We start from the raw sequence: 15,033 nt of genomic DNA, 5'->3' as shown, positions 1-15,033 counted from the left end.
TGATGTTAAAAGTATTATTGCAACTATAAAAAATAACAACGAGCAAATAACAAAATGGGAGAAAGAAGGTTATAATCCTAAAGCTTTTAAAGGAATTAAAGAAAAGATGGAAAAGCTTCCTAAGCAGTTAGAAGCAGAGTTATCAAGTCAAAAAAATGTAGATAATCTTGTAAAGGAGCGTGTAAAAAACCGTATATTTATGTACGCTAATTTTGCTAAAGAAAATCAGCCAATATTTAAAGATGAAAAAGACGCTCTTATAAATAAAATAAATAAATATGTAGAAATATCGCAAGATACAGTTTCGGCTTTGCTAAAAAATGAAAAATTATTAGATCCATTAGTGCGGCAAATTACTAAAAATGCTAGCGATTTTTTTGGTAAAGATGGAGCTAACGTTAAAAATGTATGCGTTTTAGATGAGAAAAAGGTGACTGATGAAAATATCCTTAAATTTACTTATGAAACTAATCATACTATTAAGTCGTTTGAATCAGTACAAAAAGGGATTAATAACTTAGATGTTGCAAAAAATAAGCAGGTCACAGAAACATTATTATCTAAATTAGATACAGATTATATAACTAAATATAGCATAAATCATTAAGATACTGACAATTTAATAGTATTAAAAACAGCATCATAAAATGTTTCAAAATCTTCTACAACTTTCCTAATTTCATTTTTTATCTTAAACCAGTAATGCTCTATAGGATTTAAATCAGGAGAGTAAGTTGGTAAATACAATATGGTACAACCAACGGATTCAATGAACTCTTTAACTTTAGAATTTTTATGAAAATTAATGTTATCCATAATAACGGTTTGCCCAGGTTGTAATTCTGTAATTAATACATCCCTAATATAAGTTTTAAAGACCTCTGTATTACAATTACCTTCAAATATTACAGGAGCAATAAGATTACCATTACAAAGACCAGCTATCATACTTATTCTAAATTTATGTTGATACACCTTTTCTCCATAACACCTTTGTCCTATAATGCTCCATCCATACTCTTTGCAAGCATTATCCTCTATTCCAGATTCATCAAGATATACTAATTTGTCTTTTGTGATGGTTTGTATCTTTGCTATAAATTCATTTCTTCAAAACTTACGCTATGTTTGATATAATTCCTATAAATTAAAGGATATTATAAAGTGATGCACCGTAAAAACATAGCTTTGTAGTAAGGGTTTTTAGCATATTTGCTATAACATAGCGTAAGTTTTGTCTTAATTTAATATCTCTTTTCGGATGAAAATGAGTTTTGTTTATAGCTATAGCCAAGTTTTCTGATTTGTCTTAAAATAGTTACAGATGCAATATTACCCCATTGCTTTGCTAACTCCTTTGATGTTTTATTCATATTAGCTTTAAAAAATTCTTTAAAAGATTCTGAATCTTTTATCTTATGACTATGTCCTTTCTGATAACCAGTTGCTGCTTCTAAAGTACCTTGCTTATCTTTTAATTTTTTCCATTTATATATAGTATCACGACTTACATTAAATAATTTACTTACCTTACTTATTCGTATCCCTGCTTCTACAGCTTTTATAACTCTTAGTCTTAGTTCTATTGCATATGCTCGTGCCATATCTCTTTACATGCTTGTTAATATTTGCTTACTATAACATGATACTCTCGCTCTGTCAGTACCTTAATGACTTATGCTATATGCTATTTGTTGCCTGGTTCTGAAAAAATTGTGCTATCCCGCCAAGTACGCCGTTAAGCACCGCCATTCTTGCGACATCTGATGATCTATCAACAACTATCCCTTTTAATGCCGGGTCTACCATCTTCTCCTATTAACCAGCCTTCTACCGGTTTTTCAATTATCTCTCCATTACTATTTAGTAAAGATATTGTCTCTAACCGGCATTTAGCCCGCTCTGATGAAATATCCCCAGTGCAAGAACCAATTAAAATTGCTTCTTTGATTTGCTCCGTTTTATATCCTTTAGAAAAAATAGCTGTATCAACAAGCCTTACCATTATAGGCTCAGGTGAAGCTGCATTATTAGTGCCGGTTCCAACCACCACGCCAGTAAGCAGCACCCCTCTTGCAAAGCTGCCAGTAGTAATATAATCTTTAACGTCTTTTTTTATCCTTAAGTCAGCTCTTTTTACATAACCAAGTAATCTTTTTACTGGAGCAGTAGGAGCAGCAGCAATGCTTTTCTCAAGGTTATTATCTAGTAAATCTTCTATTTTTTGATTATTATTAAAATCATTGCCATCATATAATATAGTTTCTTCATGAGGCTTCTCTAATGATTCTAACTTTTGACTAAAATCATCAATTTTAGTTTTAGTTTCTAAATATTTATTCTCTATTAACTTCTCTAAATGATTCTGCATATTTTTAACTTCATTTAATATTTCTGCAGTCCATTTAGCCCTTGGATCTATTGCCCTCTCTATTCCAGATATTTCCCTTGATTGTCTATCTTCTTGTAGAGCCCTAGAAGTTTTTACCTCACTTTCTGACAATCCATAAAACACCAAAAGCATTATTACGCCTATGCAAGCTAGAGTTAGTTACTAATGGTCTGTTTTTAATTATCTCTATGAATCCTGATAATCTTTTGCTAAATGTAGATGGTAATTTATGATCCTCTACTGTACTTTGTAATTCTTCCTGCTTATTGAAATCTTGATTCATTGCTTTTAATCAATATCCTAATTATCTAACTGATTTTCATCCCACTAGAGACCCACTCTAAATAAAACCCTAAAATAATACCAATAGCTACAATTGCTCCGGCAAGTCTTAAATTACCCCTGACTACTGCCCAGATTGATGATAAAATCGTTGCCCCTGATATCCCGATAGTTTTAAGTTTACCAGTAGAGAGTCCACCAATGTGATCTAACTGTCCTTCTAATGTTTCTCCTAAAGCGATTTCAGGCAGTATTACATTTAGACAAAAAATTAATAATACCGGCAATAAATTATATATTATTCTTAAATACTGTTTATTCTTTTCTTTTTCTCGTACATCTTTGTTTTTTACATTCATGATGCTTCTCTTCCTTATTATTAGTTAACTTTGTTACTTCTTGTTCTAAATCAAACTTAATGAGTCTAATCAGTGCTGGTTTGCTTTTAGTAAAATTCAGCATTAAATCTTGGATCGTGCCATTTTCCCCAATTAGGGTTAAGTAAAGCTTAACTTTATCTTGCTGCGGTAAAATAAATAAACAGCCCGAATCATGCACAACTATTTCTGCAGCTTCCTGCGGATGAATAAAAATATCGTTAATCTTTTCTCCTTCGATATTAATCCTAGTTGGAGCGTCTTTTGCTATTTGTAGCTCTAACAAAGAATCAGCATGTAACATATAACCTATAGCGTAAGTATTACTACTAAAACTTGCAAGCATTATGCCAACAAAAACTACTAATATCTGTAACTCTGACTGTAAACTTTTCATTGCTTATTTGCCTCTTCTTCCTTAATACCAGTAAGTAACAACAAATGATTAGCTCCTCGCTTGTAAGTTAATAAATAAGTTTTATCAGCTGCGACATGCTTATTCTCAGAAAACCAATAACGAAATGTTCCATTAATTAATACTCCATCCGCAATGACTTTTACTTTTTTAGGAAAAAATACCGATGAAATATTAGAGCCTTTAACAAAATCTAAATGTTCCTTAAAAAATTTATCCAATTGCTCTGTATTACTAGATACCACCTTCATATCTGCTATTTGCCTCTCTACTCCTTCTGGCGAAGTAGTAAATAATTCTTTCATTACGAAAACTGCCCATTCTTTAAGATATGTCTCATGATAGTTCTTGGATGATACTATCATCCGACGATCTGGCTCTATTGCCGGAATTAATAACCATTTTTCTTCCGTGCTAACTGTTTTCATCATTCCAAGTAGACTCGTAACTGCACGCAGCAATGTGATAAGCAATAATCTCTTATTATATTTAACTAGCTGCTGAATCCCGCTTTGTTTAAATCTCTTTTGGGTATATTCCCCGCCGCTTGCGGCGTAATATGGCGGAATGAGCAAATATATACATAAAAGTCATAATGTTACGGTACTGCTGTATCACATGGTATTTCCAGCAAAATATCGCCGAGCAGTGTTTGACGTATCAGTTGATCAAGTATTACGAGAAATATGTTTAGAGATAGAAAAGAGATATCAAATAAAATTTTTAGAAATAGGGGTTGATGAAGATCATGTCCATTTTTTGGTACAATCTGTACCAACCTATAGCGTAACAAAAATAGTAACAACAATTAAAAGTGTTACAGCTCGTCAAATATTTAGACAGTGTCCACAGGTAAAGAAACAATTATGGGGTGGAGAATTTTGGACTGATGGATATTTTACGAGTACGGTAGGTAAGCATGGAAATGAGAATATGATAGGAAAATACGTAAAAAACCAAGGCAAGGAATATCAGAAACTGCATGAGGATCATCAGCTAGCTTTCTTCTAAAATACCCCGCTGCTTGCGGCGGGGATTACTTTTATTAAATGATCCATTACTTGCCTACCTTTTTACCAAGTAGATTAGGATAAGAAGTAGGAGCATATAGCCATTTCTTAGCGACTAAATAACTCTTAAGTATAAAATATTCTGATATTTTCTTAAACTTTTTAAATGTATAGCAAAGTACAATACCAGCTATAATGCATATCATCCCAAGCTTAGCATGTCCGCTATTTAGTAACACTATCCCAGGTACTATACCAAGTAATATAACAAACCACTCATCTAAGCTTAATCCCATATATTTTAAGGAAGTAGATAGTGACCAATATAATCTTTGATTAGCACAATTATTATTCATATTAATTAAGTGATATTTCCATTAATAGATAAGTTTTGCTAGTCATGACATTAACATCCTAATTTTTACATTGCCAGTGGAGTTTTAAGCCATAACAAAAAAAGCGGTAATTCATCTAAAACTGTGGATATCTGGAGATAGAATCTATAGCTCTATCCATGAATTTGTTGATAACTAGCAGTAATTTTGCTAATATTAACGAAATAAATTATTGGTGAGTTGTGTATGTTTAGAAGTGATGTAGAGTTAAAATTAGAATGTTTAAAACTTGCTATTCAGTCCTGCTGTAGTTATGATGCTGTGGATCTTGCAAAACAATATTATCGTTTTCTTGTAGAAAATAGTGAAAATGTGCCGGTTCAATTCCTTTTTAATAATAAAGCCAATTTAAATTAACCTTTTTTTAAGATAAGTTAGTATCAAAAATAGAGTTTTAGCTTTTTATTTTAAGGCATAAACTAAATTAATAATGTCCTTTACAAAGTTTGATTTTCTTCATTGATAAAATATACCAATCTATGTTCTTGATCTATTAAATATATATTTAAGATTTTGTATTTATAATAGCATTTACAGCTTTTTGCATATATTTTCGAGCAGTATCAGTGGCAAGTCTAGTATAAACTGCCGTTGATCTTGGATCTCTATGATTTAGAAGCTGTCCTATTACATATTGATTTGCTCCGGTCATTGCAATCCAGCTTGGTATTGTTCTTCTTAAATCATGGATTCTTAAATTTTCTATTCCTGCCTTTTTACAAATCCTCTTCCACGCTTTCTTTGGTTCCTGCAGGTGACCACTACTGCTGGTCTCACTTGGAAATACCCACATGCTAGTAGATTGCTCTTTCCTGGCTTTTAATATTTCTACTGCCTGATCTAGTAAAGGTAAACGGTGAGGATCACCATTTTTAGTTTCTGGAAGATATAATTGTTTATCAGCAAAACTCACCTGTTCCCAACGCATAGTAAGTAAATTATCCTTACGAACTGATGTATACAAAGCTATTAAGAAAAAGTCTTGCATTACCTGGTTTTGCTCGTCTGCTATTGCTGTAAAAAATCGTGGTATTTCTTCCCTAGTTAAATACCTGCTTCTTGATTGTTCCTTGTGCTTCTTTATGCCAATAACTGGATTTATTGTAAGCAATTCCCATTCTATTGCTTTACTAAATACAGGACTTAAAACTTCAAGAAATCTATTAGCTCCATATTTACCGGTTTTAGTTAAATTATTAAATAATTCTTGAATATCTGTTTTTTAAATAGTAGATATTTTTCTAGGATATAAATGTTTTGCATATCTATCTACAGAAGCGGCATAATCTTTCCATCTTTTATTATTAATTTTACTATATTCATTAAGGTATTTATCATAAAGCTCCTTAAAGGTCAGTTCTTTTGATAATCTAGCTTTTTCTTCTACAGGATTATATCCTTTGGCGATCTCACCTTTTAATTCAGATGCTTTGGCTCTAGCATCAATAATTGATAGATCAGGGAACACACCTATTTTAATTCTATGATATTTCTTATCAAGTACTGTGCCCAAATAAAATATTTTACTACCACCATATGATACAATTAGCAATAATCCTTTTTCTTTGGTATCTTTATATACATCTCGTTTTGCCTGTGGAGCTTTAATTTCATGTAATGCTTCTTTAGTAAAAACTAGTGATTTAACTGACATAAATCCTCCCACAGCTTAATTCATATATAATTAAACTGTAATATGCTTTACTCAGAAAAACAAATCTTATGTTAAATAAGATTATACTTTAAAAAATGATGATTTATCCTAACTATATACAATTTAACAATTAATAGTTGCTATAATTTTTTATCAAATTCAAAAGGTCTAAATATAATTATAAGATAAAAATTAGCCATTAGTTTGAACTAATTATATGCTCATCATATCCACATATTATTTTTAGATTTGTACTATTTTTTTAATATTGACAAATAATTGCAACTCTACTACAGTTAAGCTGTAATTTTTTGGCACCCAAGAAAAGTACCATAAACATTAGGGTTATGAGCTACAAATTAGTGTATGAGCAAGAAGCAAAGAAGCAGGGAAAAAGAGGCTTTTAGGTTGACATCGTAAAGGTTAGAGGTTCGAGTCCACTATCACCCACCACCTTACAATCAGGCTTTTCATAATCTACTAATTTTACCTCCCTACTCTGTATGCTGCTTATATGCTCCTCGCATTTTTAAAAATACTGCTTTAATTGCCTTATTACCTCGATTAAACCTGATGTTTAAGTTGAGGTCTTATGCACACTATATGCTGCTCACATTTCACTCCTGATTGTGTAATCCATAATCATAGTGATAAAAATCACACTATCTTCTACAATTTTGTTGGTAATTTTGTTCCGCCTGAATGGAGTACTCTTTCCTCTCGTAATGGTAAAATTTTAAGTAAAACCTCAAGACAACTCCTATCTCTTATAGTCTTCCGCATGCAAATCTATCATAATAATAGCATTGATGAACTTCAGGAAACTTATCATTTCTTTGAACAACACTTGAGTGTTTGTCAACGAAGAGTAAGACAATGTTTACTCGAATTGGAACAATCCGGGTTCATCAATCTTTCTACCACAACAATTATTAAATATGGTATCAAATGTCGTAATACCCCTTGTATAAAATTAGCAAAAGATTTCCAACTTTATGATCATAAATCTTCAACTGAAAACGAAAAAAATTTCGGCACTACACGAAAAATTTTTCGCCCCAACCCGAAAGAAATTTCAGCTCAACCTGAAAAAAATTTCGCTAACTACTTATATATAGATAATAATAAAAATATATAGCATAAATCATTAAGATACTGACAATTTAATAGTATTAAAAACAGCATCATAAAATGTTTCAAAATCTCCTACAACTTTCCTAATTTCATTTTTTATCTTAAACCAGTAATGCTCTATAGGATTTAAATCAGGAGAGTAAGTTGGTAAATACAATATGGTACAACCAACGGATTCAATTAACTCTTTAACTTTAGAATTTTTATGAAAATTAATGTTATCCATAATAACGGTTTGCCCAGGTTGTAATTCTGTAATTAATACATCCCTAATATAAGTTTTAAAGACCTCTGTATTACAATTACCTTCAAATATTACAGGAGCAATAAGATTACCATTACAAAGACCAGCTATCATACTTATTCTAAATTTATGTTGATACACCTTTTCTCCATAACACCTTTGTCCTATAATGCTCCATCCATACTCTTTGCAAGCATTATCCTCTATTCCAGATTCATCAAGATATACTAATTTGTCTTTTGTGATGGTTTGTATCTTTGCTATAAATTCATTTCTTAATTTAATATCTCTTTTCGGATGAAAATGAGTTTTGTTTATAGCTATAGCCAAGTTTTCTGATTTGTCTTAAAATAGTTACAGATGCAATATTACCCCATTGCTTTGCTAACTCCTTTGATGTTTTATTCATATTAGCTTTAAAAAATTCTTTAAAAGATTCTGAATCTTTTATCTTATGACTGAAAATACTATAAGTAAGTAGAACAGAACCTATTTAAAATAATAAGATTTTAAATAGGTAATGATGAACAGAAAATATAGACACTTATCTCGAGAAGAGAGATATGAGATAAAAAGAATGTATGACCTAGGAGTCAGTATTAATAAGATAGCACAACATCTTACGAGGAAAAGCACTATTAGTATGGAGCTAAAAAGAAATAAGGTAAAAGATAAGTATATGCCTTGTGTTGCTCAGGAAAAATATGAAAACAGGATGTATCAGCAAGAGTTATTAAAAATAGAAAAGAACCCTATGTTGTTAGATTATATTAAAAATGCTATGATTCGCAAGAAATGGTCGCCGGATGCTATAGCCGGAAAGTTAAAACTAGACAAAAATACAGCTTTGTGTATCAGTACAGAAAGTATATATAGATTTGTTTACACTTCTGCAGTAGCAGCTAAAATAAAAGTAATCCCCGCCGCAAGCAGCGGGGTATTTTAGAAGAAAGCTAGCTGATGATCCTCATGCAGTTTCTGATATTCCTTGCCTTGGTTTTTTACGTATTTTCCTATCATATTCTCATTTCCATGCTTACCTACCGTACTCGTAAATATCCATCAGTCCAAAATTCTCCACCCCATAATTGTTTCTTTACCTGTGGACACTGTCTAAATATTTGACGAGCTGTAACACTTTTAATTGTTGTTACTATTTTTGTTACGCTATAGGTTGGTACAGATTGTACCAAAAAATGGACATGATCTTCATCAACCCCTATTTCTAAAAATTTTATTTGATATCTCTTTTCTATCTCTAAACATATTTCTCGTAATACTTGATCAACTGATACGTCAAACACTGCTCGGCGATATTTTGCTGGAAATACCATGTGATACAGCAGTACCGTAACATTATGACTTTTATGTATATATTTGCTCATTCCGCCATATTACGCCGCAAGCGGCGGGGAATATACCCAAAAGAGATTAAAGTTATATAGCTATTTACCTTCTAAAAGATATAAAAGGCAAGAAAGAGGGAAGAGGCGTCAAAGGATCATTATACCACAAAGGATCTCAATACATCAGCGTGATGCAATAGCTACGAAAAAGGTAGAAGTAGGGAATTTTGAGGCAGATCTTACATTTCATAAAGGTAATCAAAGTATGAATATTGGTGCACTGGTGGATAATAAAGAGTCAAAAGATTATTTTAGTGCTGAATAACTCCAAGAGAGCTACAACAGTTACCAATGGTTTTTTAAGAAAGATAAAAACTCTTCCAAATAGTGTGAGAAAGACTATTACTATGGATAATGGCAAAGAGTTTGTGGGGCATGTTGCCTATAGACTATCTGGGTTTCAAACTTTCTTTTGTGATCCATACCGCCCTAGACAAAAAGCATTAGTGGAAAAAATGAATTCTATGATTCATAGAATTTTACCTAAAAATACAGATATTACTACCGTTACACAAAGAGGTCTTGACAATGTTGCTGAGATTTTAAATAACATGCCAAGAAAGATTTTTGGTTATAAAACCCCCAATGAAATTTGGGCAGAAAATTTATAGGTTTTGTTCTACTTAGTCCTTGCATTTTCATGACTATGTCCTTTCTGATAACCAGTTGCTGCTTCTAAAGTACCTTGCTTATCTTTTAATTTTTTCCATTTATACAAAACTTACGCTATGTTATAGCAAATATGCTAAAAACTCTTATTACACAGCAATGTTTTATAGTGAAGCACTTCATAATATCCCTTAATTCATGGGCATTATATCAAACATAGCGTAAGTTTTGTATATATAGTATCACGACTTACATTAAATAATTTACTTACCTTACTTATTCGTATCCCTGCTTCTACAGCTTTTATAACTCTTAGTCTTAGTTCTATTGCATATGCTCGTGCCATATCTCTTTACATGCTTGTTAATATTTGCTTACTATAACATGATACTCTCACTCTGTCAGTACCTTAATGACTTATGCTATACAAAACTTACGTTATGAGTAAAAAAGTGATAAATTATTGTAAAAATAATTAAACATGTCAAAGAGGATAAAGTTGCAAGCAATACCAATTAATAGGACAGATTATTGTCAATTTTTAATAGTTAGCCAAAAGAATTATAGTTTAACCTACTACGCTGAACATGCAAAGAAATGTAGTCATGATGTTATTAATAGATTTTTAAGGAATGAAAAATATACACCTTCTTTGTTATGGGAACACATCAAGAATGATGTTATTTTTTCATCTAATGGATATACAATATTTGATGATACGGTTTTAAATAAAAGGAATACGAAGCAAATAGAAATTGCAAGATCGCAGTACAGTGGAGCTACAGGTAGAGTTACTAAAGGTATAGGAGTAGTGAGTCTGGTATATTATAACCCTGATATTAATAAGTTTTGGGTAATAGATTATCGAATTTTTGCACCTGATCATGATGGAGCAACAAAACTAGAACACCTATTAAACATGTTAAATAATGCTGTTTATAGCAAGAAGATTCCTTTTCAAACAGTACTTTTTGACACATGGTATTCTACACACAAAATTATGCAACATGTTGACTCTCTGGGGAAATATTATTATGCCCCTATTAAAGCCAATAGAAACGTTAGTAAAACACACGATTCTAAACCTTATAAAGCTGTAAAAGAGTTGACATTTTCAGATGAAGAGATCAGGCATGGAGTAGAGATTCATATAAAAGGCTTTGCTAAAAATAAGCATGTTAATTTGTTTAAATTTACTGTTTCTACCAACAGAGTTGAGTATGTTGTTACCAATAACAAAACTCACAAATCTTCTAAAGCTGCACAAGATGAGTGTGGCTTTCGATGGGTAATTGAGAGCATGCACAGAGAAATTAAGCAACTTACTGGGATAGAACGTTATCAATGCAGGAAACAGCGTATTCAACGTAATCATATTAGTTGTGCATTTTTAGTTTGGGCATTTCTCAAAAGGACTGCAAATACAATCGGTAAAACGGTTTACCAAATAAAGTTAGGGCTTTTAGATGACTATATGCAACAACAGCTGCGTTCTCCATCTTTACGATATTTAGAACCAAACATAGCGTAAGTTTTGTCATATCTCTCTTCGCGAGATAAGTGTCTATATTTTCTGTTCATCATTACCTATTTAAAATCTTATTATTTTAAATAAGTTTTGTTCTACTTACTTATAGTATTTTCACCAGACTCATCGATAAATACTAAATCTTGTTTATCTATAGTTTTTAGTTTCAATATAAACTCATTCCTTAGACCAATATCCCTTTTGGGATGAAGAAAAGTTTTTTTTATAACTATAACCTAATTTATTAAGCAATCTTGATATCGTACTTGCAGATACTTTTTGATTCCAGTTATTAGCTAGCTCCATGGTGGTTTTATCAAAATTTAATTCTATAAATTTTTTAAATCCCTCTATGTCTCTTATTATTCTACGATGTCCTGTATGATAACCACTTTTTGCTTTGACATCCCCAGTTTGTTTCTTTAATTTTTTCCACTCTATTATAGTCTTCCTACTAATAGAGTATATCTCTGAAGTCTCTTTTATTGTTTTACCATCTGTTAAACTTTTTATTACTCGTATTCTTAAATCGTATGAATATGCCTTTGCCATAAGTTTTTCATTTAGTATAATCCAACTCATACTATAAGTCATTACCTTATCGCATTAAGCTATAATTAGAATAAATATCTAACGCTATAATATTTTCGTGCATCCTTACTACTGGTTGACTATTAACTAACATATTAAACTATTAAGGTTTATTAACCATGTAGTAATAAAGCTATAGTATATTGTCAATGTTTAAATAATCTTAATGCCTACAGCCGCTTCCATGAACATGAGGAGGGTGCATTTTTATATGCTTCAGCATTTTTTTAAGCAAAGTGTCACGTTTTAGTTTAGATAAATGATCTAAAAAAACTTTGCCATTTAAATAATCTACTTCATGCTGAATTACTGTTGCTAAAAAATCATGTGCTTCTAGCTCTTGTTTATTCCCTTGATAATCAAGGTAATTTATTTTTATTGCTTTTGATCTGGTAATAGGTGCTTCTATTCCTGGAAATGATAAAGATCTTTCCATAAATGTTTGTTTGTCGTTTGAGAAATAAGTTATTTCCGGATTGATAAAAATAATAGGTGATGATTTGTTATTCTCATGTAAATCAACTACCGCTATACGCTTTAATATACCAACCATATTAGCACCAAGCCCTACCGCTCTTTCTATCTGCATAGTATTAAGCATTTTGTCTACAATAGTACGAATATTATCATCAACAACTTCTATATATTCTGCTTGCTTCTTAAAGATATCGTTTGGAGCGTAAACTATTTGATAGTAAGATTTTTCTTGGTTCATAATACTAATTTTAATTATAATTGTTGATAATATATTTTGATTATAAGGCTCTTGCAAGTGATAAGAGCGTCTTTTGCTAGGGTATTTTGCTGGGTTTGTATAAGTATCTTCCGCAATTTTTTTAATATTTTTAACTCCTGCTTGTTTAAGCTGTAATTCTACGAATCCTGGCAAATCAAACATATAATGATTTTCTTTTTTTGAGTTTATGAAGAATTGTTTGTTATTAATATCTTTATCTAAAAAAGCCTTATAATATTCTGTATCAACTTCATATGATCCTTGAGCTATAGCAGGACCTATTAGTGCAGCCAAATTTTTTGCACCTTTTTCTATCATTTTATTAACTATATTATGGATAATACCGTTTATAGCACCTTTCCATCCTGCATGTGCTGCTCCAATTATTTTACCATCATCGCTTGCCAGTAACACTGGTACACAATCTGCAGTTTGCACTGCTAGAACTAAATTTTTTCTAGTAGTAATACTGCCATCAGTTTCAGGTATGATAATAGAATTATTATCTGCATCAATAATATCTATACCGTGAACTTGATTTAAAATTAGAATATCTTCTGCTTTAAAATAATCAGTTATGGCTTTTTTGTTTCTTATTATTTCTATTTCATCTATAGAATTATTTTTTTTTACATATCTATGACTAGAATCCTTGAATGTTCTGTCAAAAATTTTATAATATACTAGTCCGTTTATTAGTGCTTTCATGCAAATATCCTATAATAATTTTATTAATACCTTATCTAATAACCTACAAAAAAAGAAACAGCTAGAAAAAATCATTTTCCAATTTCATAAAGATTATAATTTAATACCTATCATTGGGGTAGAAATAGAGTTTTACTTAAGCCCTAATATTGATATATCTAAATTTGAAATACTTGCAAGAAAATATTTAACGAAGTTTAAAATTTCTAAAATAAAAAAAGAAAAGGGTAATAATCAATTCGAAATAGATCTTCCTCCATCCCATGATTTAGTAAATTATGCAAAAATGATACTTAAAGTTAAAAATACTTTAACAAAAATAGCTGAGTATTTAAATGGTCATACGGATTTCTCTCCTAAACCTTTTTTAAATGATTATGGGAATAGTATGCATTTCCATATAAGTTTTGATATGGAATCTGGCGATTATATAATTTTAGCAGCACAAGGTTTATGCCATTATATGCTAGATACTCTACTTGCTTTTATGCCGGGTAGTATTGATTATTTACGCCTTGATAAAGATTTTATGGCCCCGACTCATGTATCTTATGGAGGAAATAACAGAAGTGTAGCTATTCGAACTCTAAATGTTGTTCCTAAACGTTTAGAGCATCGCTTATCTTCTCCTGAAACTGATCCTTACATAGCAATTTTTACTATTTTAAAGTCTATATTATTATCTTTAAAATTTCCAAATTCAATTAAAAAGACAGAAAAGATTTATGGAAATGCTTTTGATCCGCAATATAATTTAACACCATTACCAACGTCAGCTCAGGAAAGTTTCAAACTGTTTAAACCAGAGTTTTTTAGATAAAATTTTTTACCCAAGATATATATAATTATCAATCTTCACGAAATCTAAATTAGAAGCTATAACTTTTTATATACTTATAATAGAAAATCTTATATAATACTCTTTTATTAGTTACAAGATAATATTAATGTCTGAAAAAATAAAGCATGATAAGTTTTTTCAAAAGGCTTTATCAAATCCAATAGTTGCGAGAGAATTTTTTGAGGAATATTTGGCGGCTGAAATAAAAGCTTTATTCTCGCCTACTACTTTAACGCTAGAAAATGATAGCTTCATAGAGCCAAACCTTAAAGAATCTATTACAGATGTTTTATATTCTGCTAGAATTAATAATAGAGATTGTTATATATATTTTGTGCGAACATCAAAGTAGCTCGGACTTTCATATGGCATTTCGTTTGTTCAAATATATGTTAAATATTGTTGAAAAACACTTAATTTCATATCCCAATTCTAAAAAGTTTCCTTTTATATATCCGTTAATATATTCAAATGATCATAAAAAATATACTACTCCTTTAAATTTGTGGGATTTGTTTGAAAATAGTGAACTTGTAAAATCTACTTGGAGTAATGATTATCAGCTTATAAATTTGCGTGATATATCTGATGAAAAATTAAAAGAAAATCCTTGGCTTGCTCCATTACAAATTTTGATGAAATATATACACAAACCTAATATATTTGATAAATGGTAAGAGATATCTGGTTGTTTAGCAACAATTGCTGCTT

Annotated in this window: 15 protein-coding genes and 8 pseudogenes; 10 read left to right on the top strand and 13 right to left on the bottom strand. The window is 30.8% G+C overall.

Annotated elements, in window-relative coordinates:
• Positions 1-106: 106 nt before the first annotated feature.
• A complete protein-coding gene (locus tag AAGD55_RS07645; protein WP_341791030.1) occupies positions 107-607 on the top strand; it encodes a hypothetical protein in 501 nt (166 codons plus the stop codon).
• Here AAGD55_RS07645 and AAGD55_RS12420 read toward each other — a convergent pair.
• The 5 genes and pseudogenes from AAGD55_RS12420 to AAGD55_RS07610 all read right to left on the bottom strand — a co-directional run bounded on the left by AAGD55_RS12420 (position 604) and on the right by AAGD55_RS07610 (position 4,041).
• Positions 604-1,604, bottom strand: a pseudogene (locus AAGD55_RS12420) (IS630 family transposase). The gene AAGD55_RS07645 and the pseudogene AAGD55_RS12420 overlap by 4 nt on opposite strands.
• Before the next feature lie 79 nt (positions 1,605-1,683).
• Positions 1,684-2,675 (bottom strand): annotated as a pseudogene (locus AAGD55_RS07625) (TraB/VirB10 family protein); the annotation flags it as partial.
• Between the two features lie 25 nt (positions 2,676-2,700).
• On the bottom strand, positions 2,701-3,033 hold the full coding sequence (locus AAGD55_RS07620) for a hypothetical protein (RefSeq protein WP_341791028.1): 333 nt from the start codon (positions 3,031-3,033) through the stop codon (positions 2,701-2,703).
• Entirely contained in the window at positions 2,990-3,448 is a 459-nt protein-coding gene (locus AAGD55_RS07615) for a hypothetical protein (RefSeq protein WP_341791027.1), read from the bottom strand. The genes AAGD55_RS07620 and AAGD55_RS07615 overlap by 44 nt, the downstream gene beginning before the upstream one ends.
• Positions 3,445-4,041 (bottom strand): TraE/TraK family type IV conjugative transfer system protein, encoded by a 597-nt coding sequence (locus AAGD55_RS07610; protein WP_341791026.1) that lies wholly within the window; start codon positions 4,039-4,041, stop codon positions 3,445-3,447. The genes AAGD55_RS07615 and AAGD55_RS07610 overlap by 4 nt, the downstream gene beginning before the upstream one ends.
• On the opposite strand from AAGD55_RS07610, the gene tnpA (AAGD55_RS07605) reads away from it, so the two are divergent.
• Positions 4,034-4,477 carry an IS200/IS605 family transposase gene (gene tnpA, locus AAGD55_RS07605; protein WP_341790826.1) on the top strand — a complete coding sequence of 148 codons (444 nt, stop codon included), beginning with the start codon at positions 4,034-4,036 and terminating at the stop codon, positions 4,475-4,477. The genes AAGD55_RS07610 and tnpA (AAGD55_RS07605) overlap by 8 nt on opposite strands.
• A gap of 46 nt (positions 4,478-4,523) precedes the next feature.
• Here the strand turns inward: tnpA (AAGD55_RS07605) and AAGD55_RS07600 are convergent, their stop codons facing one another.
• Positions 4,524-4,832: a hypothetical protein gene (locus AAGD55_RS07600; protein WP_341791025.1), complete on the bottom strand. Its 309-nt coding sequence runs from the start codon at positions 4,830-4,832 to the stop codon at positions 4,524-4,526.
• A gap of 225 nt (positions 4,833-5,057) precedes the next feature.
• Here AAGD55_RS07600 and AAGD55_RS07595 point away from each other — a divergent pair, with 225 nt between their 5' ends.
• Positions 5,058-5,228, top strand: a complete 171-nt coding sequence (locus AAGD55_RS07595; protein WP_341791024.1) for a hypothetical protein — start codon at positions 5,058-5,060, stop codon at positions 5,226-5,228.
• A 148-nt stretch (positions 5,229-5,376) separates the two neighbouring features.
• Here the strand turns inward: AAGD55_RS07595 and AAGD55_RS07590 are convergent.
• A pseudogene (locus tag AAGD55_RS07590) lies at positions 5,377-6,525 on the bottom strand (tyrosine-type recombinase/integrase).
• Between the two features lie 592 nt (positions 6,526-7,117).
• On the opposite strand from AAGD55_RS07590, the pseudogene AAGD55_RS07585 reads away from it, so the two are divergent.
• Positions 7,118-7,660: pseudogene (locus AAGD55_RS07585) on the top strand (hypothetical protein); the annotation flags it as partial.
• 12 nt (positions 7,661-7,672) lie between these two features.
• On the opposite strand, the pseudogene AAGD55_RS07580 reads toward AAGD55_RS07585, so the two are convergent.
• Positions 7,673-8,348: pseudogene (locus AAGD55_RS07580) on the bottom strand (IS630 family transposase); the annotation flags it as partial.
• A 75-nt stretch (positions 8,349-8,423) separates the two neighbouring features.
• Between AAGD55_RS07580 and AAGD55_RS07575 the strand changes: the two are divergent.
• Positions 8,424-8,849 carry a helix-turn-helix domain-containing protein gene (locus AAGD55_RS07575; protein WP_341791023.1) on the top strand — a complete coding sequence of 142 codons (426 nt, stop codon included), beginning with the start codon at positions 8,424-8,426 and terminating at the stop codon, positions 8,847-8,849.
• On the opposite strand, the pseudogene tnpA (AAGD55_RS07570) reads toward AAGD55_RS07575, so the two are convergent.
• Positions 8,846-9,288, bottom strand: a pseudogene (tnpA, locus tag AAGD55_RS07570) (IS200/IS605 family transposase). The gene AAGD55_RS07575 and the pseudogene tnpA (AAGD55_RS07570) sit on opposite strands and share 4 nt — an antisense overlap.
• On the opposite strand from tnpA (AAGD55_RS07570), the gene AAGD55_RS07565 reads away from it, so the two are divergent.
• On the top strand, positions 9,281-9,574 hold the full coding sequence (locus AAGD55_RS07565; RefSeq protein ID WP_341791022.1) for a hypothetical protein: 294 nt from the start codon (positions 9,281-9,283) through the stop codon (positions 9,572-9,574). The pseudogene tnpA (AAGD55_RS07570) and the gene AAGD55_RS07565 overlap by 8 nt on opposite strands.
• On the top strand, positions 9,525-9,920 hold the full coding sequence (locus AAGD55_RS07560) for an IS30 family transposase (protein ID WP_341790873.1): 396 nt from the start codon (positions 9,525-9,527) through the stop codon (positions 9,918-9,920). Before AAGD55_RS07565 ends, AAGD55_RS07560 begins: the two co-directional genes overlap by 50 nt.
• Positions 9,921-10,123: 203 nt before the next feature.
• Here the strand turns inward: AAGD55_RS07560 and AAGD55_RS07555 are convergent, their stop codons facing one another.
• Complete coding sequence (locus AAGD55_RS07555) at positions 10,124-10,264, bottom strand: IS630 transposase-related protein (protein ID WP_341791021.1); 141 nt, start codon at positions 10,262-10,264, stop codon at positions 10,124-10,126.
• A gap of 135 nt (positions 10,265-10,399) precedes the next feature.
• Here AAGD55_RS07555 and AAGD55_RS07550 point away from each other — a divergent pair, with 135 nt between their 5' ends.
• Positions 10,400-11,449: a transposase gene (locus AAGD55_RS07550; protein ID WP_341791020.1), complete on the top strand. Its 1,050-nt coding sequence runs from the start codon at positions 10,400-10,402 to the stop codon at positions 11,447-11,449.
• Positions 11,450-11,623: 174 nt separating this feature from the next.
• Here the strand turns inward: AAGD55_RS07550 and AAGD55_RS07545 are convergent, their stop codons facing one another.
• From AAGD55_RS07545 to pgeF, 3 genes and pseudogenes are all read right to left on the bottom strand, one after another.
• The gene (locus AAGD55_RS07545; protein ID WP_341791019.1) at positions 11,624-12,028 is read right to left on the bottom strand and encodes a helix-turn-helix domain-containing protein; all 405 of its coding nucleotides are present in this window, start codon (positions 12,026-12,028) and stop codon (positions 11,624-11,626) included.
• Positions 12,029-12,200: 172 nt separating this feature from the next.
• Positions 12,201-12,752, bottom strand: a complete 552-nt coding sequence (gene def, locus AAGD55_RS07540) for a peptide deformylase (RefSeq protein ID WP_341792553.1) — start codon at positions 12,750-12,752, stop codon at positions 12,201-12,203.
• Positions 12,753-12,761: 9 nt separating this feature from the next.
• A pseudogene (pgeF, locus tag AAGD55_RS07535) lies at positions 12,762-13,481 on the bottom strand (peptidoglycan editing factor PgeF); the annotation flags it as partial.
• On the opposite strand from pgeF, the gene AAGD55_RS07530 reads away from it, so the two are divergent.
• On the top strand, positions 13,480-14,301 hold the full coding sequence (locus AAGD55_RS07530; RefSeq protein ID WP_341791018.1) for a glutamine synthetase: 822 nt from the start codon (positions 13,480-13,482) through the stop codon (positions 14,299-14,301). The pseudogene pgeF and the gene AAGD55_RS07530 overlap by 2 nt on opposite strands.
• Positions 14,302-14,428: 127 nt before the next feature.
• A pseudogene (locus AAGD55_RS07520) lies at positions 14,429-14,999 on the top strand (Rpn family recombination-promoting nuclease/putative transposase).
• Positions 15,000-15,033: the final 34 nt, after the last annotated feature.

Source organism: Rickettsia endosymbiont of Gonocerus acuteangulatus (genome assembly GCF_964026435.1).
GTDB lineage: Bacteria > Pseudomonadota > Alphaproteobacteria > Rickettsiales > Rickettsiaceae > Rickettsia.
Note: the sequence above shows the minus strand (reverse complement) of the source record. Positions and strands in the feature narration are given on the sequence as shown.